This is a genomic window from Mycolicibacterium lacusdiani (assembly GCF_021916785.1).
Classification (GTDB): domain Bacteria; phylum Actinomycetota; class Actinomycetes; order Mycobacteriales; family Mycobacteriaceae; genus Mycobacterium; species Mycobacterium lacusdiani.
The window spans coordinates 265,630-287,700 of sequence record NZ_JAKCFC010000005.1 but is presented as its reverse complement, the minus strand read 5'-3'; the positions used below and the strand labels follow the sequence as shown (position 1 = coordinate 287,700).

The window sequence follows — 22,071 nt, the reverse complement described above, 5'->3', positions numbered from 1 at the left end:
ACTGGCCGGATGGATTTTGGCAACGCAGCCGAGGCAACCGGTGCGGAGTGGATCGGCCAGGTCCCTCACCAGGACCTTCAGCCGCACGAGCGGCCGCTGCTGCCCGAGCGTGATCCGTTCTACCAGCCACCGGACGGCTTCGAGCACGCCCGGCCGGGCACCGTACTGCGATCACGGGACGTGTCGCTGGCCTTCATGGGCGTGGTGCGTCAGAAGCTGACCGCAACACAGCTGCTCTACCGCACCACCGACATGAACGGCAATCCGGACTCGACCGTCACCACCGTGCTGGTGCCCACCGAGCGGGACACCGTCCGACCCTGCCCGATCGTGTCCTACCAGTGCGCCATCGACGCCATCGCCGGCCGGTGCTTCCCGTCCTACGCGCTGCGACGCGGCGCCAGGGCCGTTGGCGCGCTTGCCCAGTTCGAGTTCCTCCTCATCTCCGCCGCGCTGGCCGAGGGGTGGGCGGTCTCGGTACCCGACCACGAGGGGTCCGACGGCACCTGGGGCGCCCCACGCGAGCCCGGCTACCACATCCTCGACGGCGTGCGGGCCGCGCTGAACACCGAGTCACTGCGGCTGTCCCACGAGGCGCCGGTCGCCCTGTGGGGCTATTCCGGCGGCGGACTCGCCACGGCGTGGGCGTCGGAGGTCTACGCCGACTACGCACCGGAACTCAACGTCGTGGGCGCCGTGCTCGGCTCGCCCGTCGCCGACCTCGGCAGCGCCTACCGGCGGCTCAACGGCAGCATCTTCTCGGGCCTGCCCGCGATGGTGGTCGCCGCGCTCACCCACGTCTACCCGGACCTCGACCGGGTGATCGCCGAGCACGCCACGCCCGACGGCAAGAAGATGCTCGATCGCGTCCACCGGATGACCACCGCCCACGCCGTGCTGTGGCTGATCCGCAAGGACATGGACGACCTCGTCGACCAACCGCTCCAGCAGATCCTCGACTCACCCGAGGTGCAGCACGTCTTCGAGAGCATCCGGCTGGGCAACACCGCGCCGACCCCGCCCGTGCTCATCGTGCAGGCCGTCCACGACAAGATCGTGTCCGTCGACGACATCGACCGGCTGACCGAGACCTACGAGCGCGGCGGCGCGCACGTGACCTACCACCGCGACATGTTCAGCGAGCACATGCTGCTGCACCCGCTGTCGGCGCCCATGGCGCTGCGGTGGTTGCGCGACCGCATCAACGATCGGCCGCTGTCGGAGCACCGGTTGCGCACGGCATGGCCAACCATGCTGAACCCCTCGACCTACCGAGGCATGCTCCGACTGAGCCTGATCAGCGCGAAGGTGATCCTGGGTCGACGGGTGGAACGTCGGCCGCTGTCCGTGCTGGATCAGTGACCACCGGCGGCCACGCACCCAGGTCGTCGCGCGGCGTCGACAGCACGCACAGCGCATACGCCAGCGCCGCCAAGCCCGCCGGGAAGACGATCGTCAGCGCGATCTGCAGCGGGGTGTGCCCGAAGAACACCGCGGGCGCCTCCGTCACATAGTGCACGCGATGCTCGGGCGACACCGGCGCACCGGCCACGTCGACCGCGCCGTAGCGCCAATGAGCCAGTGCCGCACCGACTCCTGCGGCCGCGGCGGCCGCGATCATCGAACCCACGACCAGCGCCCCGGCCAGCACCGGACCGCGATGCGCACGCCACCGCCACACCGCTGCCGCGGTCACGATCGCCACGACCGACACCATGGCTGGGATCAGGAACGCACCGAGGAACAACTGATCGGCCGCATCGCCGACGAAGCCGCGCACGCGATCACCGGCGCGGGTCAGCCCGACGACTCCCGCAACGGGAGGAGCCAGCACCGCCCACGACGCGCCGACCGCGACGCCCGCCAGCGCCAGGCCGAGCACCACCGTCGCCGCAGCGCGTCGACGCGTGACGCGCGGTGCCGCGGGATCCTCCGGCAGCATCACGGCGGGTTCGGTGGCGTTGGTCATCGGTTCTCCAGATCCTTGGAGTCGAGGGCGTCGTGGCGCGAACACCTTGCGGACCACCCGTCGGGGCGGACCTGAACGATCATGCGCCTGCCGCACTGCGCGCAGAACCGCGGTGGCTCCAGACCGAGCCGAGCAGCCGCCGGGATGTCGGACGACCCCGCGCCGTCCTCGGGCTGACCGGTGTAGACGTTGAATTTCTGCGGCATCGCAGGCGCTCAGATGGTGGCGTTGAGCGCTTTGATCGGCATCTGCAGATCGTCGAGCAGTTCGAGGTCCGCCTCGGCGGGCCTGCCCAGCGTCGTCAGGTAGTTGCCGACGATCACGGCGTTGATGCCGCCGAGGATGCCCTTCTTCGCGCCGAGGTCGCCGAGAGTGATCTCGCGCCCACCCGCGAACCGCAGCATAGTGCGCGGCAGCGCGAGACGGAACGCCGCGACGGCCTTGAGCGCCTCCGATGCCGGCAGCACCTCGAGGTCGCCGAACGGCGTGCCCGGGCGCGGGTTCAGGAAGTTCAGCGGCACCTCGTGCGGGTTCAATTCGGCGAGGTTCGCGGCGAATTCCGCGCGCTGCTCGAGGGTCTCGCCCATGCCGAGGATGCCGCCGCAGCAGACCTCCATGCCGGCCTCGCGAACCATCTCGAGGGTGCCCCAGCGCTCCTCCCAGGAGTGCGTGGTGACGACGTTCGGAAAGTGCGACCGCGCGGTCTCCAAGTTGTGGTTGTAGCGGTGGACGCCCATCGCGACGAGGCGGTCGACCTGCTCCTGGTTCAGCATGCCCAGCGAGCAGGCGATCTGGATGTCGACCTCGTTGCGGATGGCCTCGATGCCCGCGGCGACCTGTGCGAGCAGTCGCTCGTCGGGTCCGCGGACGGCGGCGACGATGCAGAACTCGGTGGCACCGGACTTCGCGGTCTGCTTGGCGGCCTCGACGAGGTTGGGGATGTCCAGCCACGCACTGCGCACGGGCGATGCGAACAGACCCGACTGCGAGCAGAAGTGACAGTCCTCGGGGCAGCCGCCGGTTTTGAGGCTGATGATGCCCTCGACCTCGACCTCCGGGCCGCACCACTTCATCCGAACCTCGTGCGCGAGGGCGAGCAGATCCTCGAGATGGTCATCGTCGAGCTGCAGTACCGCGAGCACCTGCGCCTGATCGAGACCCTCGCCCCGTTCGAGCACCTGCTCCCGGGCTTCGTCAAGGACATTCGTCGCCGCTACGGTCACCCGGCACTCCTTCTCACATCGGACTTGAACGGTGTTTAGGATACAGGCGTGGAAACGCACCGCCGCCACGGCCGGGCCGAGGTGGTCGCCAAGGCCGCTCACCTGCTCGACGAGTACGGCCTCGCCGACCTGACCATGCGACGACTGGCGCGCGAACTCGGCGTCACGCCCGGAGCGCTCTACTGGCACTTCGCCGACAAGCAGGAACTGCTGGGCGCCGTCGCCGACCGCATCCTCGAACCCACCTGCCACGAACCCGTCGACGCGCCGTGGGCGGTGCGCATCGTCGCCATCGGATCGGGCTTGCGCGACGCACTGCTGTCGAGCACCGACGGTGCCGAACTGGTGTCGGCCACCTTCGCGTCCGGCACGTCCCGGGCCCTGCGCGGCATCCTCGAGCGACTGGTCCAGGCCGCCGGTGACGCGGGCTTCGTGCCCACCAACGCCGAACTCGCCGCTCGCACGATCGTCTACTACGTCCTCGGATTCACCGCCGACGAGCAGTCCCGGCTGCAGTGGGACGCCGCGGGCGCGCTGCCCCAGGATCAGTCGGTTCTCACGTCGAACCCCAACGCACGCTTCACGTTCGGACTGCGACTGCTCACCGACGGTATGGCCGCCCGGCAGGCGTCAGACGCCGATGACGGTGTCGATCCGGGCGTCGCCGTCCCAGCGCCGTAGCGCCGAGAACGTCCCGGCCACGTCGTCGGCGCCCAACACCTCCAGCGCGGCAGGAAGGTCGCCCGGCGGCAGACGGCGGCACACGGTCACGTGCGGCGTCCACTGGCCAGGCAGCGCATGCGGGAACGGCCCAGGATCCTGATGGCCGACGCTGTGCTCGTGCACGTCCCGATGCAGCCGCAGCAGGGGTTCGCTCGGAATCACCAACCTGACCACCGTCAGCGACCGCCGCCCGAACACCATGACCGCGCCGATGCGACACCGCATGGGCAGCGACCGCGCGGACTCCGCCAGCTCCCCGTCGACGGCCGGCGCAATGCGCTCGGACACCGCGAGCGTGACGTGCGGGCGATTGGTCGGTGAGCGGTGGTTGGCCTGACTGGGCAGCCCCGCCTCGGCGAGCGCGGTCCAGTCGCTGCGCAGCGCGTCGTCGGTGACGTCGTCGAAGATCAGCTCGATCGAGTGCGCCACTACAGCAGACTCCGCAGCCAGTCCGGCGAGAACGCCTGCGCACTGAGAGTGGCGAACGACGCCGGGTCCAGCGTGCCCGAACCCGAGGGCAGCACGGCCCGCACCGGCGCGATCTCCCCCAGCGCGTCGAGGTTCGACGCCTCTGCGACGTTGGGGGCGGCGGGGTACGCACCGACGATCACACCAGCACACGGGACACCGCGCACGCCAAGGGCTTCCACCGTGAGAGCGGTGTGGTTGAGCGTCCCCAGCCCGGCGGCGGCCACGACGAGCACCGGGGCGCCGACGTCGCCCGCGAGGTCGCGCAGCGTCGCTCGGTCGGACGACAGTTCGACGAGCAGACCACCCGCCCCCTCGACGATCACCAGCCGATCCGGCGCATCGGAGCCCAGGATCAGGTCACCCAGCTCGGCCCGACTGGGCAGCACGGCGCCTGCGCGCAGCGCCGCCGCACGGGGCGCCAGCGGCTCGGGATAACGCCACCCGCGAACCAGCCGGTCGATGCCTGCGAGCCTGCCGACCTCCGCGAGGTCGTCGTCACCCTCGACCAGGGTCGGGCCCGATCCCGTCTGTACGGGCTTGCACACTGCGACGTCGATGCCCGCGATGCCGGCCGCGCACGCCAACGCTGCGGTCGCCACCGTCTTCCCAACGCCGGTGTCGGTTCCCGTGACGACGACGACGCTCATGATCGTGCCGCCGCCAGCACTTCCGTCAGCACCCGGCGAGCCAGATCCAAGTCGTCGTCGGTCAGGGACGCACGCGCGGTGAGGCGCAGACGCGACGTGCCCACAGGCACGGTCGGCGGCCGGAAACAGCCCACCCGCAGACCCCGTTCCAGGCAGCCGTTGGCAGCGGCGAGCGCGACCTCCGGCTCCCCCAGGATCACCGACACCACCGCCGACCCCGGCGTCTCGGGCACGCCGCAAACCTCCGCCAGGGCACCGGCATTCGCGAGCACGGCGTCCGCGCGCCACGGTTCGGCGATCAACACGTTCAGCGCGGCCCACGCCGCACCCACGGCGGCCGGCGCCAGGCCGGTGTCGAAGATGAACGGCCGGGCGGCGTCGATCAGATGGTCGCGCACCGGCCTCGGCCCGAGCACGACGCCGCCCTGACTGCCGAGCGCCTTGGACAGCGTCGTGGTCATCACGACGTCGGGCGCACCGGCCAGCCCGACCTCGTGCAGCAGCCCCCGACCGCCGTCACCACGAACCCCGAGACCGTGGGCCTCGTCGACGATCAGCAGCGCGCCGCGTCGGCGGCACACGTCGTGCAGTCTGCGCATCGGGGCCCTCGCACCGTCGGCGCTGAAGACCGAGTCGGTCAGGACGACGGCCCGCGCCTCGCTGCGCGCGGCGAGCGCCTCGTCGACGGCGTCGACGTCGCGGTGCGGCGTCACCAGCACCCTGGCGCGAGACAGTCGGCACGCGTCGACCAGCGAGGCATGGGTGTACGCGTCGGACACCAGCAGCGAGCCGGGCCCGGACAGCGCCACGACGGCACCGAGGTTGGCGGTGTAGCCCGACGAGAACACCAGGGCAGACTCCGCGCCGACGAACTCCGCCAACGCGTCCTCGAAGCCCTCGTGCAACTCGGTGTTGCCGGTGACCAGACGCGACCCCGTCGAACCGGCGCCCCACGTCCGCAGCGCCTCCACGCCACCGTCGATCACCGCGGGGTGCGCGGCCAGACCGAGGTAGTCGTTGGAGGCCAGGTCCAGTTCGGTGCCCACCGGCGGACGTGCCCGCAGCGACCTGCGCAGGCCGGCGGCGCGGCGCTGGCGCTCGACGTCCTCCAGCCAGGACAGCGGTGACAGCGCAGACGTCGGAAACGACCGTGGCACCCGAACTCCCTCCGACACTTGAACACCGTTCAGGTTAGTGCACGCGCGACCGCAACCATCCCCGACCCGATGCGGGCCACCTCGTCGGGAGTGCACACGAACGGCGGCATCGCGTAGACCAGATTCCGGAACGGACGCAGCCACAGGCCGTGCTCGAGCGCCACGGCCGTTGCCCGCGGGACGTCGACGGGCTGCGCCATCTCGATCACCCCGATCGCGCCGAGTACGCGGACGTCGGCGACGCCGTCGAGGCCCGCGGCAGGCGCCAGTCCCGCGCGCAGCCCCGCCTCGATCTCGCGCACCCGCGCCTGCCAGTCCTGCCCGAGCAGCAACTCGACCGACGCGACCGACACCGAGCACGCCAGCGCATTCGCCATGAACGTCGGCCCGTGCATCAGCGCACCCTCGTCGCTGGCGCTGATCGCCCCGGCCACCTCGCCGGTGCATAGCGTCGCCGCCAGCGTCAGGTAGCCGCCCGTCAGGGCCTTGCCAACGCACATCACGTCCGGGGTCACGCCCGCCAGGTCGGCGGCGAACAGCGCACCCGTGCGGCCGAACCCGGTGGCGATCTCGTCGAAGATCAGCAGCACGTCGTGTCGCGAACACGCGTCGCGCAGGTCGGCGAGGTAGCGCGGATCGTGGAATCGCATGCCGCCGGCGCCCTGCACCACCGGCTCGACGATCACGGCGGCGACCTCGTCCGCCCGCTCGGCGAGCTGGCGCGCGAAGGCCTCGGCATAGGCCGGGTCGTACTCCGAGGGCACCTGCGGCGCGAAGACCTGGGGGCTCAGCACGTTGCGCCACAGCGTGTGCATCCCGCCGTCGGGGTCGCACACGCTCATCGGCGTGAACGTGTCGCCGTGGTAGCCACCGCGCCAGGTCATGAGGCGGTGCCTGCCGGGCCTGCCGCGCGCCACCTGGTACTGCAGCGCCATCTTCGCGGCGACCTCGACCGCCACCGACCCGGAGTCGCTGAAGAACACCGTGTCGAGGCCCTCGGGGGTGATCTCGACCAGCAGCTGGGCCAACCGGGCAGCGGGCTCGTGAGTCAACCCGCCGAACATGACGTGGTTCATCGTCGCGAGCTGGTTGGTGACGGCGGCGTCGAGCACCGGATGGCCATGGCCGTGAATGGCGGTCCACCAGGAGCTCATCGCATCGATCACCTCGATGGGGTGGCCGTCCTGGATGACCGTCAGCGACGTGCCCTTGGCGCCGACGGCGACGACCGGTGCCATCGCCTCGGCGCCGATCGTGCTGTACGGGTGCCAGACGTGAGCGGCATCGATCGCACTGATCTGGTCGGGCGTCAACGCAGCCACGGTCCATCGCTCCCTTCACGTGGGGGCCCATCGTCGAGATGAGCGCACACCCCGCCGCACGGTAGATTGTCCGACGACCATGCTGACCCTCGCCCCTGCCCGGACGGCGTCGCGTACCGACTCCGGGTCCACTTCGCCTGCCGCCATGGGCACACGGGCGTCGGGCTTCTACCGCCACGATCTCGACGGTCTTCGGGGCGTCGCAATCGCGCTCGTCGCGGTGTTCCACGTGTGGTTCGGCAGGGTCTCCGGTGGCGTCGACGTCTTCCTGGCGCTGTCGGGGTTCTTCTTCGGCGGCCGCCTGCTGCGGGCAGCGCTGACCCCGACCGCCTCGCTGGCACCGCTGCCCGAGGTGAAGCGCCTGGTGCGCAGGCTGCTGCCTGCGCTCGTCGTCGTGCTGGCGGCCTCGGCGGTGCTCACGATCCTGGTGCAGCCCGAGACCCGGTGGGAGACGTTCGCCGATCAGAGCCTCGCCAGCCTGGGCTACTACCAGAACTGGGAATTGCTGCGGACCGCATCGGATTACCTGCGGGCAGGCGAGTCGGTCAGCCCGCTGCAGCACATCTGGTCGATGTCGGTGCAGGGCCAGTTCTACATCGCGTTCCTCGCGTTGATCTTCGGTGTCGCCTTCCTGCTGCGGCGCATCATCGGCAGGCACATGCGCGCACTGCTGATCGTGCTGCTGACGGCCCTGACCATCGCGTCGTTCGTGTACGCGGTGATCGCGCACGGCGACAACCCCTCCACCGCGTACTACGACAGCTTCGCCCGGGCCTGGGAGCTGCTGCTCGGCGCGCTGGCCGGAGCGTTGGTTCCGTACGTGCGCTGGCCGATGTGGCTCCGCACGGTGGTGTCGGTGATCGCCCTGGCCGCGATCCTGTCCTGCGGCGCGTTCATCGACGGCGTCAAGGAGTTCCCCGGTCCATGGGCGCTGGTCCCGGTCGGGGCGACCATCCTGTTCATCCTGAGCGCCGCCAACCGGGCAGCCGACCCGCACGTCGCCAAGGCCGGTGCCCGGATGCCCGCACCGAACCGCCTCATGGCCACGGCGCCGTTCGTGAAGCTGGGCACGATCGCCTACTCGCTGTACCTGTGGCATTGGCCACTGCTGATCTTCTGGCTGGCCTACAGCGGCCACACCCGCGCCAATTTCCTCGAAGGCGCGATCATCCTGCTGCTCTCGGGCGTGCTGGCGTGGCTGACCATGCGCTACGTCGAAGAACCGTTGCGGCTGCGCGCACCGGTGGCCACCCGGCCGACGGTGTCGGTACCTCTGCGCAAGCGGCTGCGCCGACCCACGATCGTCCTGGGGTCGATCGTCACGCTGCTCGGTGTCGCGCTGACGGCAACGTCGTTCACGTGGCGCGAGCACATGACCATTCAGCGGGCCAACGGCAAGGAACTCAGCGGCCTGTCCTCGCGCGACTACCCGGGTGCCCGCGCGCTGATCAACAACGCCAGGGTGCCCAAGCTCCCGATGCGGCCCACGGTCCTCGAAGCCCAGGACGACCTGCCGCAGACCACCATCGATCAGTGCATCAGCGACTTCGACGACGCCAGCATCAGAAGCTGTGCCTACGGCGACGAATCGGCCACCCGAACGATCGCCCTCGCGGGCGGCTCGCACGCCGAACACTGGATCACCGCGCTCGACCTGCTGGGCAGGCTGCACGGCTTCAAGGTCGTCACGTACCTCAAGATGGGGTGCCCGCTGACCACCGAGGAGATGCCGCTCGTCATGGGCGACAACCGCGAGTATCCGAAGTGCCGGGAATGGAACCTCAAGGTGATGCCCCGCCTGATCGCCGACCATCCCGACTACGTGTTCACCACCTCGACCCGGCCGTGGAACATCAGGGACGGCGACGTCATGCCCAGCGCATACGTCGGAATCTGGCAGGCGTTCGCAAGGGCGCGCATCCCGGTGCTGGCCATGCGGGACACGCCGTGGAACGTCCGCGACGGCGAACCGTTCTTCCCCGCCGACTGCCTGGCCGGGGGCGGCGACGCCAGCACCTGCGGCATCAAGCGCTCGGAGGTACTGTCCGATCACAACCCCACGCTGGACTTCGTCAAGCAGTTCCCACTGCTGAAACCGCTCGACATGAGCGACGCGGTCTGCCGTGAGGACCAGTGCCGCGCCGTCGAGGGGAACGTGTTGATATACCACGACTCTCACCACTTCACCACGACGTACATGCGCACGATGACCAACGAATTGGGGCGCCAGATCGCCGAGATCACCGGGTGGTGGTGACTCCCGCGTACGTGAGGACACCGACCGGCACGGCCCACGTAGGGAGCGAATGACACATGGTCTCTGCCATCTGGCCGGGAACGGCCTATCCGCTGGGCGCCACCTATGACGGTGCGGGCACCAACTTCTCGGTGTTCTCCGAAGTCGCCGACTCGGTCGAACTGTGCCTGATCGAGAAGGACGGCACCGAGGAGCGGGTGGTCCTCGACGAGTGCGACGGCTTCGTCTGGCACGGCTATCTGCCCACCGTCAGCCCCGGGCAGCGGTACGGCTTCCGCGTGCACGGGCCGTGGGACCCGGCATCGGGCCATCGGTGCGACGCCAGCAAGCTGCTGCTCGATCCGTACGGCAAGTCGTTCCACGGCGAGTTCGACTTCAGCCAGGCGCTGTTCTCCTACGACCTCGACGCAGACGACCTCGCCTCGGGTGGCACCCCGCCGCGGAGCGACTCGCTTGGCCACACCATGACCAGCGTCGTGATCAACCCGTTCTTCAATTGGGCGTCCGACCGTTCGCCGAACACGCCGTACCACGAGACGGTGATCTACGAGGCGCACGTCAAGGGCATGACCCAGACCCACCCAGCCATCCCCGAAGAGCAACGCGGCACCTACGCCGGCCTGGCGCATCCCGCGATCATCGAGCACCTCAAGTCGCTCAACGTCACGGCCATCGAACTCATGCCGGTGCACCAGTTCCTGCACGATCATCGACTGATCGACCTCGGCCTGCGAAACTACTGGGGCTACAACACCTTTGGCTTCTTCGCCCCGCACCATCAGTATGCGTCGAACCAAAGCGCGGGTGGCGTGGTCGGCGAGTTCAAGACCATGGTCCGCTCGTTCCACGATGCCGGCATCGAGGTCATCCTCGACGTGGTCTACAACCACACCGCCGAAGGCAATCACCTCGGCCCCACGTTGAACTTCCGCGGCATCGACAACGCGGCGTACTACCGCCTCCTCGACGGCGACCCGCGGTTGTACAAGGACTTCACCGGCACCGGCAACAGCCTCAACGTCCGCCATCCGCACACGCTGCAACTGATCATGGATTCGCTGCGGTACTGGGTGATCGACATGCACGTCGACGGGTTCCGCTTCGATCTGGCCTCCACGCTGGCCCGGGAATTGCACGACGTGGACCGTCTGAGTGCGTTCTTCGACCTGGTGCAGCAGGACCCCGTGATCAGTCAGGTCAAGCTGATCGCCGAGCCGTGGGACGTCGGCGAGGGCGGCTACCAGGTCGGCAACTTCCCGGGTTTGTGGACTGAGTGGAACGGGAAGTATCGCGACACAGTGCGTGACTACTGGCGGGGAGAGCCCGCGACCCTAGGCGAATTCGCATCTCGTTTGACCGGCTCGTCGGACCTCTATGAGGCCACGGGTCGGCGGCCGAGCGCGAGCATCAACTTCGTCACCGCCCACGACGGGTTCACCCTCGCGGATCTGGTGTCGTACAACGAGAAGCACAACGAGGCCAATGGTGAGGACAACCGCGACGGCGAGAGCCACAACCGGTCGTGGAACTGTGGTGTCGAGGGCCCGACGGACGATCCGGAGATCCTTGCACTGCGCGCCAGGCAGATGCGCAACATCATGGTCACCCTCCTGGTCAGCCAGGGCACGCCCATGATCAGCCACGGCGACGAGTTCGGCCGCACCCAGCACGGCAACAACAACGTGTACTGCCAGGACTCCGAGATCTCCTGGATGGACTGGACTATGTGCGAGACCAACGCCGATCTGGTCACCTTCACCCGCCGGGTCACCGAACTGCGCAAGAAGCACCCCGTGTTCCGCCGCCGCCGCTTCTTCGAAGGCAAGCCGCTGCGCACCGGCGACGAGGTGCGCGACATCGCATGGCTCACCCCGTCGGGGACCGAGATGACGTCAACAGAATGGAATTCGGGGTTCAAATTCGTGGCCATGTTCCTCAACGGCGATGCCATCCCGTCGCCGAACGCACGCGGTGAGAGGGTCGTCGACGACACCTTCCTGCTGTGCTTCAACGCCCACCGCAACCCGGTCGACCTCGTCGCACCCGAAGCGAGCTACGCCGCCCACTGGGTGGGCGCGCTCGACACCGCCGATCCGACCGGCGCCTGTGACCACTCCCTGTCGGCCGGCGACACCACGTCGCTGCCCGGCCGGTCGGTCCTCGTCCTGCGCAAGACGGCGTGACGGCCGTGACCAACCCGACGACCAAACGCCCCATCCTGTCGACCTACCGTCTCCAGATGCGCGGTGACCAGTTCACCTTCGCCGATGCCGAGGCGCTGCTCGACTACCTCGACGACCTCGGCGTCAGCCACGTCTACCTCTCCCCCATCCTCACCGCCGCCAAGGGCTCGACCCACGGCTACGACGTGACCGATCCCACGAAGGTGTCGCCGGAACTCGGTGGCGCCGAGGGCCTTTCGCGCCTCGCCGACGCCGTGCACCAGCGCGGCATGGGCCTGATCGTGGACATCGTGCCCAACCACGTCGGCGTCGACGACCCCACCCAGAACGCGTGGTGGTGGGATCTGCTCGCCCACGGGCGCGACTCGGCGTACGCCTCGTACTTCGACGTCGACTGGACCCTGGACCCCGACGGTCGCATCGTCCTGCCGGTACTCGGCTCCGACGACGACCTCGACGACCTCACCGTCGACGGCGACGTGCTGCGCCTCGGCGACCGCACCTGGCCGCTGGCGCCCGGGACCGGCTCGGGGTCGGGGCGTGACGTGCACGACCAACAGCACTACAAGCTGATCGGCTGGCGCCACAACGTGTGCGGCTACCGGCGGTTCTTCTCCATCACGTCGCTGGCGGGGCTACGCCAGGAGGACCGCGCCGTCTTCGATGCCACCCACGTCGAGGTGAAGCGCTGGTTCGACGAGGGCATCGTCGACGGGATTCGCATCGACCACCCCGACGGTCTGTCGAACCCCACCCTGTACCTGCAGTGGCTGCGTGAACTCACCGGTCCCGAGGCGTGGATCGTCATCGAGAAGATCCTCGCCGTCACCGAGCCGCTGGACCCGACGCTGCCCGTGCAGGGCACCACCGGATACGACGTCCTGCGCGAGGTCGGCGGCCTGTTCGTCGACCCGACGGGTCGTCGGGCCCTCACCGAACTCGTCGACACCTCTGGCGTCGAGCACGGCGAGATGACCACGATGGCAAGCGAACTCAAGTCCCGGGCCGTCACCGACACCCTCGGCAGCGAACTCGCCAGGCTGTGCCGGACCATCGTCGCGGCCACTGGGGAGGACCATCCCGACCTTCCGGCCGCCGTGGCGGGCCTGCTGACCCACGTCGGCGTGTACCGGTCGGACTACCTGTCGCTGTCGTCGATCATGCCGGTCGCGGTCGCCGAGACCCTCAGCGAAGCGCCAGAACTGGGTGAAGCACTCGCGATCGTCACCGCGGCCGTGGCAGTCAGTGCCGAGGCTGCCGCCCGACTGCAGCAGCTGTCCGGGGCGGCGACGGCGAAGTCGATGGAGGACTGCCTCTTCTACCGCGATGCGCGCCTCGTGTCGCTCAACGAGGTCGGTGGCGAACCGGAGTGGTTCGGCGTCGGCAAGGCCGAGTTCCACGACCGCAACGCGGTGCGCGCCAAGCTGTGGCCGTCGGCGATGACCACGCTCACCACCCACGACACCAAGCGCGGCGAGGACGTCCGGGCGCGGATCGGCGTGCTGTCCCAGGTGCCGTCACTGTGGGGCGAACTCGTCGGCGCCTGGTTGGCGGCGATACCGGCGCCCGACACGGGCACCGCGCTGTTCCTCCTGCAGAACGTCTTCGGCGTGTGGCCGGTCACCGGCCACGTCACCCAGGAGCTGCGGGAACGGCTGCACGCCTACGCGGAGAAGGCGATGCGGGAGGCGGCCACGCACACCACGTGGAACGACCCGGACGGCGACTTCGAGTCCGCCGTGCACGCGTGGCTGGACGCCGTGGTCGACGGCCCGGTGGCAACGGAGCTGACGTCGCTGGTGGGCCGCCTCGACGAGTACGGCCGCAACGATGCGCTGGGGCAGAAACTGTTTCAGCTGACCCTCCCCGGCGTGCCCGACGTCTACCAGGGCACCGAACTGTGGGAGGACAGCCTCGTCGACCCCGACAACCGCAGGCCGGTGGACTACGCCATGCACCGGCAGGCGCTGAACACCCGCGACCACGACAAGTTGCGCGTCACGGCCGCCGCGCTGCACCTGCGCCGCGAGCGACCCGACACGTTCGTCTCGGGCGGCTACCGGCCGGTGCTCACCGACGGGGCTGCCCGCGAACACGTCGTGGCCTTCCAGCGGGGCGACGACGTCGTGGTCGTGGCCAGCAGGTGGACCGTGCGCCTCGCCGAATCCGGCTGGGGCGACACCACCTTGAACCTTCCTGCCGGTCGCTGGACCGACCGGCTCACCGATCGCGAGTTCACCGGACGGGTCGCGATCGCCGACCTGTACGGCGACCTGCCCGTCGCACTCCTGGAGAGAAACGTTGACTGACCACGAATTCGCGGTGTGGGCGCCGAGGCCTGAACTGGTCCGCCTCGACGTCGACGGCACCGTCCACGACATGACCCGGTCCGACGACGGGTGGTGGCGAACAACGGTCGACGTGCCCGCCAACGCGCGCTACGGCTTCCTGCTCGACGACGACCCCAAGGTGCTGCCGGACCCGCGCTCGCCGCGCCAGCCGGACGGCGTGCACGAGCGGTCGGCGCTGTGGGATCCGGCGACCGCCCGGTGGAACGACGACGGCTGGGCAGGACGCTCGATCGAGGGCGCGGTCATCTACGAACTGCACACCGGAACCTTCACCGCCGAAGGCACCTTCGAGGCGGCGATCGCCAAGCTGGACCACCTGGTCGACCTCGGTATCGACTTCGTCGAGTTGATGCCCGTCAACGCATTCGGCGGCACCCACGGTTGGGGTTACGACGGCGTGCTGTGGTACGCCGTGCACGAACAGTACGGCGGCCCAGACGGTCTGGTGCGGCTGATCGACGCCTGCCACCAGCGCGGCCTCGGCGTGCTGATCGATGCGGTGTTCAACCACCTCGGCCCGTCGGGCAACTACCTGCCGAAGTTCGGCCCCTACCTCTCGTCGGGCAGCAACCCGTGGGGCGAGTCGGTGAACATCGCCGACGAGGACTCCGACGAGGTGCGCCGGTACATCATCGACTGTGCGCTGCGCTGGATGCGCGACTTCCACGCCGACGGACTCCGACTGGACGCCGTCCACGCGCTCGTCGACGTCACCGCCGTCCACATCCTTGAGGAGATGTCGACCGAAACCGACGCTCTGGCAGAGGAAGTGGGCAGGCCACTGTCGCTGATCGCCGAGAGCGACAAGAACGACCCCCGGCTCATCACGCCTCGCGATCAGGGTGGGTATGGGTTGACGGCGCAGTGGGACGACGACATCCACCACGCGATCCACACCGCGGTCTCTGGCGAACGCCAGGGCTACTACGGCGACTTCGGTTCGATGGAGACGCTCGCCGCCACGCTCAAGAACGGGTACTTCCACGCCGGCACCTATTCGTCGTTCCGACGTCGGCGCCATGGCCGTCCGCTGGACACCAAGGCGATCCCGGCGACCCGACTGCTCGCCTACACGACGACCCACGATCAGGTGGGCAACCGTGCGGTCGGCGACCGGCCGTCACAGAATCTGACCACCGGTCAGCTCGCGGTCAAGGCCGCACTGGTGCTCGGATCGCCCTACACCGCAATGCTGTTCATGGGTGAGGAGTGGGGATCGTCGAGCCCGTTCCAGTTCTTCAGCAGCCACCCCGAGCCCGAGCTGGCGCGCGCGACCGCCGAGGGCCGCAAGGCCGAGTTCGCCGAGCACGGCTGGGACGCCGACGAGGTCCCCGATCCGCAGGATCCAGAGACCTTCCAACGGTCCAAGCTCAAGTGGGACGAGGTCGGCGAGGGCGACCACGACCGACTGCTCGACGTCTACCGCGGGCTCATCGCGTTGCGTCGTGACGAACCGGGCATGGCCGATCCGTGGCTCGACGACCTCGGGGTCGACTACGACGAGGACGCCGGATGGATCGTGCTCCGTCGCGGGGCACTGTCCATCGCCTGCAATCTGAGCGCCGATGCCGTGTCCGTACCGGTGAGCGGTGAGGTCCTGCTGGCGTGGGGCGAGCCGCGTGCCGGCGAGACGACCGAGCTGCCGGGTCATTCGTTCGCGGTGGTGCGTACCTCCGCGGCCTAGCCCGTCAACCAGTCGTCCCCAGGCCTCGCGCCTGTGGATGACTGGTTGAGTCGATCGTGGGCCACGCCCACGATGACACGCATGAGCCTGCTTCCGATCCCGCCGATCGACACCGCCACCGACCCCATCGTCACACCTGCCGACTTGAGGCAGCGATGGCGGGCACTGATGGGCCCCCTGGGTTTCGGCGAACGCCTGCTGCGGTTTTCGTTCGTCGGGACCGATCGCAGGCTCGTCAAGCTCCTGAGCGACGTCCCCATCGGCCGAAGTCCGACACCGGCCATGGTCGACGACTTGATGTCCGCCCTCGAGGTACTGCTGCACGACGTCGCCGATGGCGGAACCGTGGCCTTCCTGCTCACCCGCCCGGGCCTCGGCTCGGTGTCACGCTGGGACCGGCAGTGGGCGGATGCGCTAGTGGCCGGCGCAGCCGAGCGCGGCGTGGCGATCGAGCCGATCTTCCGGGCCCACGATCACGACATCGCGCTCGTCGGGCCGCAATCGCTGGCAGCCTACGCCAGGTAGCGGTAGGTCGGCGAACCCGGCTCGAGGAGTTCGACGTGACAGTCCGACTCGTGCATCCTGGCGAGCAGGCCCTCCAGATCGGCCGCCGAGCCCATCTCGATGCCGACGAGCGCCTCGCCGGTGTCGCGGTTGTTGCGCTTGACGTACTCGAACAGGGTGATGTCGTCGTTCGGGCCGAGGACCTCGTCCAGGAACCGGCGCAGCGCGCCCGGCTCCTGCGGGAAGTCGACCAGGAAGTAGTGCTTGAGGCCGAGGTGCACCAGTGAGCGCTCGAGCACCTCGCCGTAGCGCGACACGTCGTTGTTGCCGCCCGACACGAGGCACACGACCGTCGACCCCGGCGTGATGTCGGCCTCCACCAACGCGGCCGCAGACAGCGCCCCGGCCGGCTCGGCGATGATGCCCTCGTTCTGGTACAGATCGAGCATCGCAGTGCACACGGCGCCCTCGTCGACCGTTGTGATCGAGAGCATGTCGCCAGCGGCCGTCAGCGCTGCGAACGGGAGCGCCCCCGCCCGGGCGACCGCCGCACCGTCGACGAACTGGTCGACGTTCTCGAGCGTGACGGGTTCCCCGGTCGCCAGGGCAGCGACCATCGCCGCGGCACCCGCGGGTTCCACGCCCAGCACCGACGTGTCGGTGGTCCGTTCCGCGAAGTACGTCGTCATGCCGCTGATGCACCCGCCACCGCCGACGGGGACGATCACCAGATCCGGTTCGCTGCCGAGCTGCTCGAGGATCTCGACGGCGATCGTTCCCTGACCGGCCATCGTGCGGAGGTCGTCGTACGGCGGCACCAGTGTGGCGCCGGTCCGCGCGACGTCCTCGACCGCTGCGGTGGCGGCGATGTCATAGGTCTTGCCGCCGACGATGACCTCGATGAACTCGCCGCCGTGGTACCGGATGCGGTCGCGCTTCTGCTTGGGCGTCTTGGCCGGCACGTAGACGCGGCCATGCACGCCCATCGAGCGACAGGCCAGCGCGAAGCCCTGAGCGTGATTGCCTGCCGACGAGCAGACCACGCCCGCGGCGAGTTCGGCTGGGCTCAGCTGCATCATCAGGTTGTAGGCGCCCCGCAGCTTGTACGAGCGGACGGCTTGGAGGTCTTCGCGCTTCAGGTAGACCCGAGCACCGGTCAGCGTCGACAGCCGATCACTGAACTGCAAGGGGGTCTTGGCGACGACGCCCGAGATTCGCTGGGCAGCCGCATCGATGTCGGCCGCCGAAAGGGGTGATTCGAGCGGCGACCGTTTCGTTCCCTGGCTCAGCTCAGCAGTCACCGGTCAATGGTGCCACTGCGTCGCGCACTAGCAGAAATCTCCGTTTCCGCGGACGCGTGAAAGCGCAGACGAACGGGTAGGTCCACATAGTCCTGATCCGGAGTTTCGGCTAGCCGAAACCATGGTTGAGAGGTATCGTCGAACACATGACCACCGCCGGGAACTTCCACTCGACCGTCGCCCGCGCGACGTGCGACGTGCCCGTCGCAGGCGTCCCGTGGCCGGCATACAAGCTCATCGCCCTGCTGGTAGGGGCGGTGGTGCTGCTCGTCGTCGGCGTCCTCACCATGACCGCATCGACGGCCGTGCTGTCCGGCGCCGCCGTGGGCACACTCACGTGGCTCGGGCTCAGCGCCTACTGCTCGTCCTGCCGCTAGTCCTGCAGGAGATCCCGCAGCGTCGCCAGATCCGCGGCCACCGCAGCCGCGTCTGCCTCGAACTCCGCATCCGGGGTGCCGGGTCGGCGGCGCAACGTGAAGACGACCTCGCAGCGCGCCTCACCCGTTCCGGCAGCCAGCACTCGCATCGGGTTGTACGTCGACTCCCCCGTCGGCAGCGTCACCACGTGGTCGAGTACGCCGAAGGCATTGACCGGGGCGAACTCCACGGTCGCGGTCGCCAGCGTGGGGTCGGCGAGACCGGCCGCCCAGCGATGCAGTTGGCGCGGATCGGAGGCGAACGCGTACACCGCCTCGGGTGCGGCGTCGATCCACACGGAGATGTGCCGGGACGGCTCTGGCTGGTCCATCAGCCCCCCAGGCAGCCCGGTCCGAGCAGCGCCTTGAGATCGCCCATCAACGCCGACGACGGCGTGACGCGCAGCGTCTGATCCAGCTCGAGCGTGGTGATCCGGTCGCCGCTGATCAACCGCAGGTGCACCTGTGAGGTGCCGGGGTGATTGGCGAGCACGTGCTTGAGTGCCGTCACCTTCTCGACGGTGCACTGCCTGGTCGGCAGGCTCACCGCCAGCGGGCGGTCGGCCTGGGCGCTGGAGAAGTCCGGGACCACCAGGTCGTTGACGATCAGCGACAACCGGTCGTCGCGGGCATTGACCTTGGCGCCGATGATCACCACGGCGTCGTCGGCGATGTCACCGCCGAAGGTGGCGTAGGTCTTCGGGAAGAACATCACCTCGATGCCACCGGTGAGGTCCTCCAATTGAGCTGAGGCCCAGGGCAATCCGTTCTTGTTCACCCGGCGGTTCACCGACGCCAGGATCCCGCCGACGCGCACCTGGGCGTCCGCGGCGACGTCCCCGTCGAGGATAGCGGGGATCTGCGTGTCGACCTGTGTGGCCAGCAGGTGCGCGACCCCGTCGAGGGGGTGCCCAGACACGTAGAGACCCAGCATCTCCCGCTCGAGTGCGAGTTTGTGCTTGTCCTCCCACTCGTCCTCGGGGACCTTGATCGTGAACACCGCGTCGGTCGCCGTGTCGGCACCACCGAACAGGTCGAACTGCCCCATCGCCTCGGCCTTCTTGGTGCCGAGGACCGAGTCGACCGCGTCTGTGTGGATGAGGAACAGCCCCTTGCGGGAGTGCCCAAGCGAGTCGAACGCACCGGCCTTGACCAGCGACTCCGTCACCTTCTTGTTGCAGGCGGTGATGTGAATCTTGTTGAGGTAGTCCGAGAAGTCGGTGTACTTGCCCTTCTCGGTACGGGTGTTGATCAGTGAGCTGACGACGTTGGCGCCCACGTTGCGCACCGCCCCCAGCCCGAACCTGATGTCGGCGCCGACGGACGCGAAGTTGAGCACCGACTCGTTGACGTCCGGCGGGAGCACGGTGATGCCGAGCCTGCGGCAGTCGGCCAGGTACACCGCCGCCTTGTCCTTGTCGTCGCCGACCGAGGTGAGCAGGCCCGCCATGTACTCCGCGGGGAAGTTCGCCTTCAGGTAGGCCGTCCAATACGACACCAGGCCGTAGCCGGCGGCGTGCGACTTGTTGAACGCGTAGTCGGCGAACGGCAGGACGGTGTCCCACAGCGCCTTGACCGCCGCCGCGGAGAAGCCGTTGGACTTCATGCCCTCGGAGAAGCCCTCGAACTCCTTCTCCAGGACCTCGCGCTTCTTCTTGCCCATCGCCTTCCGGAGGATGTCCGCTCGGGCGAGCGAGTAGCCGGCGACCTTCTGCGCGATGCGCATGATCTGCTCTTGATAGACGATCAGGCCGTATGTCTCCGAGAGGATCTCGCGCAGCGGCTCCTCGAGCTCGGGATGGATCGGCTTGATCGCCTGGCGGGCGTTCTTGCGGTCGGCGTAGTCGTTGTGGGCGTTCATGCCCATGGGTCCGGGACGGTACAGCGCGATCACGGCGACGACGTCCTCGAAGACCGTCGGCTGCATGCGCCGCAGCAGATCTCGCATCGGCCCACCGTCGAGCTGGAACACGCCGAGGGTGTCGCCCCTGCCGAGCAGCTCGTAGGTCGCGGGGTCGTCGAGCGGGACGGCGTCGAGGTCCAGCTCGATGCCACGATTGGCCTGAATGTTCTCGATGCAGTCACCGATGATCGTCAGGTTCCGTAGCCCGAGGAAGTCCATCTTGAGCAGGCCGATGGCCTCGCACGACGGGTAGTCCCAGCCCGTGATGATCGCACCGTCCTGGGGCCGCTTCCACAGCGGAATGGCGTCGACGAGCGGCTCGGAGCTCATGATGACCGCGCAGGCGTGCACGCCGGCGTTGCGTACCAGGCCCTCGAGGCCGCGCGCGGTCTCGTAGATGGTCCGCACGTCGGGGTCGGTGTCGATGAGCGCGCGGACCTCCGCGGCCTCCTTGTACCGCTCGTGTGCCGGGTCGGTGATGCCCGAGAGCGGGATGTCCTTGGCCATGATCGGCGGCGGCAGCGCCTTGGTGATCCGGTCGGCGATCGCGAACCCCGGCTGGCCGTAGTTCACCCGGGCCGAGTCCTTGAGCGCGGCCTTGGTCTTGATGGTGCCGAACGTGATGACCTGGGCCACCCGGTCGCTGCCCCACTTGTTCGCCGCGTAGCGCAGCATCTCGCCCCGGCGGCGATCGTCGAAGTCGATGTCGATGTCGGGCATCGAGGCGCGCTCGGGGTTGAGGAATCGCTCGAACAGCAGCCCGTAGGTGATCGGGTCGATGTTGGTGATGCCCATGGCGTAGGCGACCAGCGAACCTGCGGCGGACCCACGGCCGGGCCCCACCCGGATGTCCACGGAGCGGGCGTAGTTGATGAGGTCGGCGACGATCAGGAAGTACGAGGGGTATCCCTTGTCGCAGATGACCTTGATCTCGTACGCGGCCCGGTCGGTGTACTCGCCTGGCACACCGGCGGGAAACCGTCGCTGCAAACCGGCGGTGACCTCGTGGGCGAGCCACGACGCCTCGTCGTGGCCGTCGGGCACCGGGAAGACCGGCATCCGGTCCTTCGGGGCCCAGACGTCGGCGTAGGGCTGCACGCGTTCGGCGATCAGCAACGTGGAGTCGCACGCGCCGGGCACCTCGTCGTCCCACAGTGCGCGCATGTCCGCGGCCGACTTGAGGTAGTAGCCGTCACCGTCGAACTTGAACCGCGCCGGGTCCGACAGCGTCTTGCCCGTCTGCACGCACAGCAGCGCCTCGTGGTTCCGCGACGCCTCCTTGGTGACGTAGTGGCAGTCGTTGGTCGCCAACGGCGGAATGCCGAGCTTGCGACCCACCTCAAGCAGGCCGTCACGCACCCGCCGTTCGATCTCGATGCCGTGGTCCATGAGTTCGAGGAAGAAGTTCTCCGGCCCGAAGATCTCGCGCCACTTGGCCGCGGCCTCGAGCGCTTCACGCTGGTGGCCGAGACGGAGCCGGGTCTGCACTTCGCCGGACGGGCAGCCGGTGGTGGCGATGATGCCCGCGGAGTGCTCGGCGATCAGCTCGGCGTCCATCCGCGACCACTTGCCGAGCTGGCCCTCGAACGACGCCATCGACGACAACCTGAACAGATTGCGCAGCCCGGTCGCGTTCTCCGCGACCATGGTCATGTGCGTGTAGGCGCCGCTGCCGGAGACGTCGTCGCCCTTCTGGCTGGGATCGCCCCACTGCACGCGCTTGGTGTCGAATCGCGACGCCGGCGCGATGTACGCCTCGACGCCGATGATCGGCTTGACGTCCGCTTCGATCGCCGCGTTGTAGAACTCGCTGGCCCCGAACATGTTGCCGTGGTCGGTCATCCCGAGTGCGGGCATCTCGAGCCGATTGGCCTCGGCGAACATGTGCTTGACCTTCGCCGCACCGTCGAGCATGGAGTATTCGGTGTGGTTGTGCAGGTGCACGAAGGATCCGCTCATA

Annotated in this window: 18 protein-coding genes; 8 read left to right on the top strand and 10 right to left on the bottom strand. The window is 68.7% G+C overall.

The genetic code is table 11. The annotated features are described in order from the left end of the window. Positions 1 to 9 precede the first annotated feature (9 nt). Positions 10 to 1,362, top strand: a complete 1,353-nt coding sequence (locus LOK44_RS17840) for a lipase family protein (RefSeq protein ID WP_237571423.1) — start codon at positions 10 to 12, stop codon at positions 1,360 to 1,362. On the opposite strand, the gene LOK44_RS17835 is transcribed toward LOK44_RS17840, so the two are convergent. The 3 genes from LOK44_RS17835 to bioB are packed head-to-tail and all read right to left on the bottom strand — an operon-like array spanning position 1,298 to position 3,192. Then, on the bottom strand, positions 1,298 to 1,969 hold the full coding sequence (locus tag LOK44_RS17835) for a DUF2567 domain-containing protein (RefSeq protein ID WP_237571422.1): 672 nt from the start codon (positions 1,967 to 1,969) through the stop codon (positions 1,298 to 1,300). The two genes, LOK44_RS17840 and LOK44_RS17835, sit on opposite strands and share 65 nt — an antisense overlap. Then, positions 1,966 to 2,175: a biotin synthase auxiliary protein BsaP gene (bsaP, locus tag LOK44_RS17830; RefSeq protein ID WP_237571421.1), complete on the bottom strand. Its 210-nt coding sequence runs from the start codon at positions 2,173 to 2,175 to the stop codon at positions 1,966 to 1,968. The genes LOK44_RS17835 and bsaP overlap by 4 nt, the downstream gene beginning before the upstream one ends. A gap of 9 nt (positions 2,176 to 2,184) precedes the next feature. Beyond that, the gene (gene bioB / locus LOK44_RS17825) at positions 2,185 to 3,192 is read right to left on the bottom strand and encodes a biotin synthase BioB (protein WP_237571420.1); all 1,008 of its coding nucleotides are present in this window, start codon (positions 3,190 to 3,192) and stop codon (positions 2,185 to 2,187) included. Positions 3,193 to 3,240: 48 nt separating this feature from the next. Here bioB and LOK44_RS17820 point away from each other — a divergent pair, with 48 nt between their 5' ends. Further along, on the top strand, positions 3,241 to 3,873 hold the full coding sequence (locus LOK44_RS17820; protein ID WP_237571419.1) for a TetR family transcriptional regulator: 633 nt from the start codon (positions 3,241 to 3,243) through the stop codon (positions 3,871 to 3,873). Here LOK44_RS17820 and LOK44_RS17815 read toward each other — a convergent pair. Genes LOK44_RS17815 through LOK44_RS17800 form a run of 4 tightly spaced genes read right to left on the bottom strand, consistent with a single transcriptional unit; the run spans position 3,823 to position 7,512 of the window. After that, positions 3,823 to 4,344 carry a 2'-5' RNA ligase family protein gene (locus LOK44_RS17815; protein ID WP_237571418.1) on the bottom strand — a complete coding sequence of 174 codons (522 nt, stop codon included), beginning with the start codon at positions 4,342 to 4,344 and terminating at the stop codon, positions 3,823 to 3,825. The genes LOK44_RS17820 and LOK44_RS17815 overlap by 51 nt on opposite strands. Continuing rightward, positions 4,344 to 5,033: a dethiobiotin synthase gene (gene bioD, locus LOK44_RS17810; RefSeq protein WP_237571417.1), complete on the bottom strand. Its 690-nt coding sequence runs from the start codon at positions 5,031 to 5,033 to the stop codon at positions 4,344 to 4,346. Before bioD ends, LOK44_RS17815 begins: the two co-directional genes overlap by 1 nt. Then, positions 5,030 to 6,190 (bottom strand): 8-amino-7-oxononanoate synthase, encoded by a 1,161-nt coding sequence (locus LOK44_RS17805; RefSeq protein ID WP_237571416.1) that lies wholly within the window; start codon positions 6,188 to 6,190, stop codon positions 5,030 to 5,032. The genes bioD and LOK44_RS17805 overlap by 4 nt, the downstream gene beginning before the upstream one ends. A gap of 29 nt (positions 6,191 to 6,219) precedes the next feature. Beyond that, positions 6,220 to 7,512, bottom strand: coding sequence for an adenosylmethionine--8-amino-7-oxononanoate transaminase (locus LOK44_RS17800; protein WP_237571415.1), 1,293 nt, complete (start codon positions 7,510 to 7,512; stop codon positions 6,220 to 6,222). Between the two features lie 79 nt (positions 7,513 to 7,591). Here LOK44_RS17800 and sucT point away from each other — a divergent pair, with 79 nt between their 5' ends. The 5 genes from sucT (at position 7,592) to LOK44_RS17775 (ending at position 16,512) form a co-directional block, all read left to right on the top strand. After that, positions 7,592 to 9,769, top strand: a complete 2,178-nt coding sequence (gene sucT, locus LOK44_RS17795; RefSeq protein WP_237571414.1) for an acetyltransferase SucT — start codon at positions 7,592 to 7,594, stop codon at positions 9,767 to 9,769. Between the two features lie 56 nt (positions 9,770 to 9,825). Continuing rightward, positions 9,826 to 11,952: a glycogen debranching protein GlgX gene (gene glgX / locus LOK44_RS17790; protein WP_237571413.1), complete on the top strand. Its 2,127-nt coding sequence runs from the start codon at positions 9,826 to 9,828 to the stop codon at positions 11,950 to 11,952. A gap of 56 nt (positions 11,953 to 12,008) precedes the next feature. Beyond that, positions 12,009 to 14,261 carry a malto-oligosyltrehalose synthase gene (gene treY / locus LOK44_RS17785; protein ID WP_237571539.1) on the top strand — a complete coding sequence of 751 codons (2,253 nt, stop codon included), beginning with the start codon at positions 12,009 to 12,011 and terminating at the stop codon, positions 14,259 to 14,261. Then, positions 14,254 to 15,987 carry a malto-oligosyltrehalose trehalohydrolase gene (gene treZ / locus LOK44_RS17780; RefSeq protein WP_237571412.1) on the top strand — a complete coding sequence of 578 codons (1,734 nt, stop codon included), beginning with the start codon at positions 14,254 to 14,256 and terminating at the stop codon, positions 15,985 to 15,987. Before treY ends, treZ begins: the two co-directional genes overlap by 8 nt. A gap of 81 nt (positions 15,988 to 16,068) precedes the next feature. Continuing rightward, on the top strand, positions 16,069 to 16,512 hold the full coding sequence (locus LOK44_RS17775) for a hypothetical protein (protein ID WP_237571411.1): 444 nt from the start codon (positions 16,069 to 16,071) through the stop codon (positions 16,510 to 16,512). Here the strand turns inward: LOK44_RS17775 and ilvA are convergent. Continuing rightward, positions 16,500 to 17,792 (bottom strand): threonine ammonia-lyase IlvA, encoded by a 1,293-nt coding sequence (gene ilvA / locus LOK44_RS17770; protein WP_237571410.1) that lies wholly within the window; start codon positions 17,790 to 17,792, stop codon positions 16,500 to 16,502. The two genes, LOK44_RS17775 and ilvA, sit on opposite strands and share 13 nt — an antisense overlap. A gap of 146 nt (positions 17,793 to 17,938) precedes the next feature. On the opposite strand from ilvA, the gene LOK44_RS17765 reads away from it, so the two are divergent. Next, entirely contained in the window at positions 17,939 to 18,169 is a 231-nt protein-coding gene (locus tag LOK44_RS17765) for a hypothetical protein (protein ID WP_237571409.1), read from the top strand. Here the strand turns inward: LOK44_RS17765 and LOK44_RS17760 are convergent. Both LOK44_RS17760 and dnaE read right to left on the bottom strand, forming a co-directional pair. Next, positions 18,166 to 18,540 (bottom strand): SRPBCC family protein, encoded by a 375-nt coding sequence (locus LOK44_RS17760; protein ID WP_237571408.1) that lies wholly within the window; start codon positions 18,538 to 18,540, stop codon positions 18,166 to 18,168. The genes LOK44_RS17765 and LOK44_RS17760 overlap by 4 nt on opposite strands. Further along, positions 18,540 to 22,070, bottom strand: coding sequence for a DNA polymerase III subunit alpha (gene dnaE / locus LOK44_RS17755; RefSeq protein ID WP_237571407.1), 3,531 nt, complete (start codon positions 22,068 to 22,070; stop codon positions 18,540 to 18,542). The genes LOK44_RS17760 and dnaE overlap by 1 nt, the downstream gene beginning before the upstream one ends. Position 22,071 lies beyond the last annotated feature (1 nt).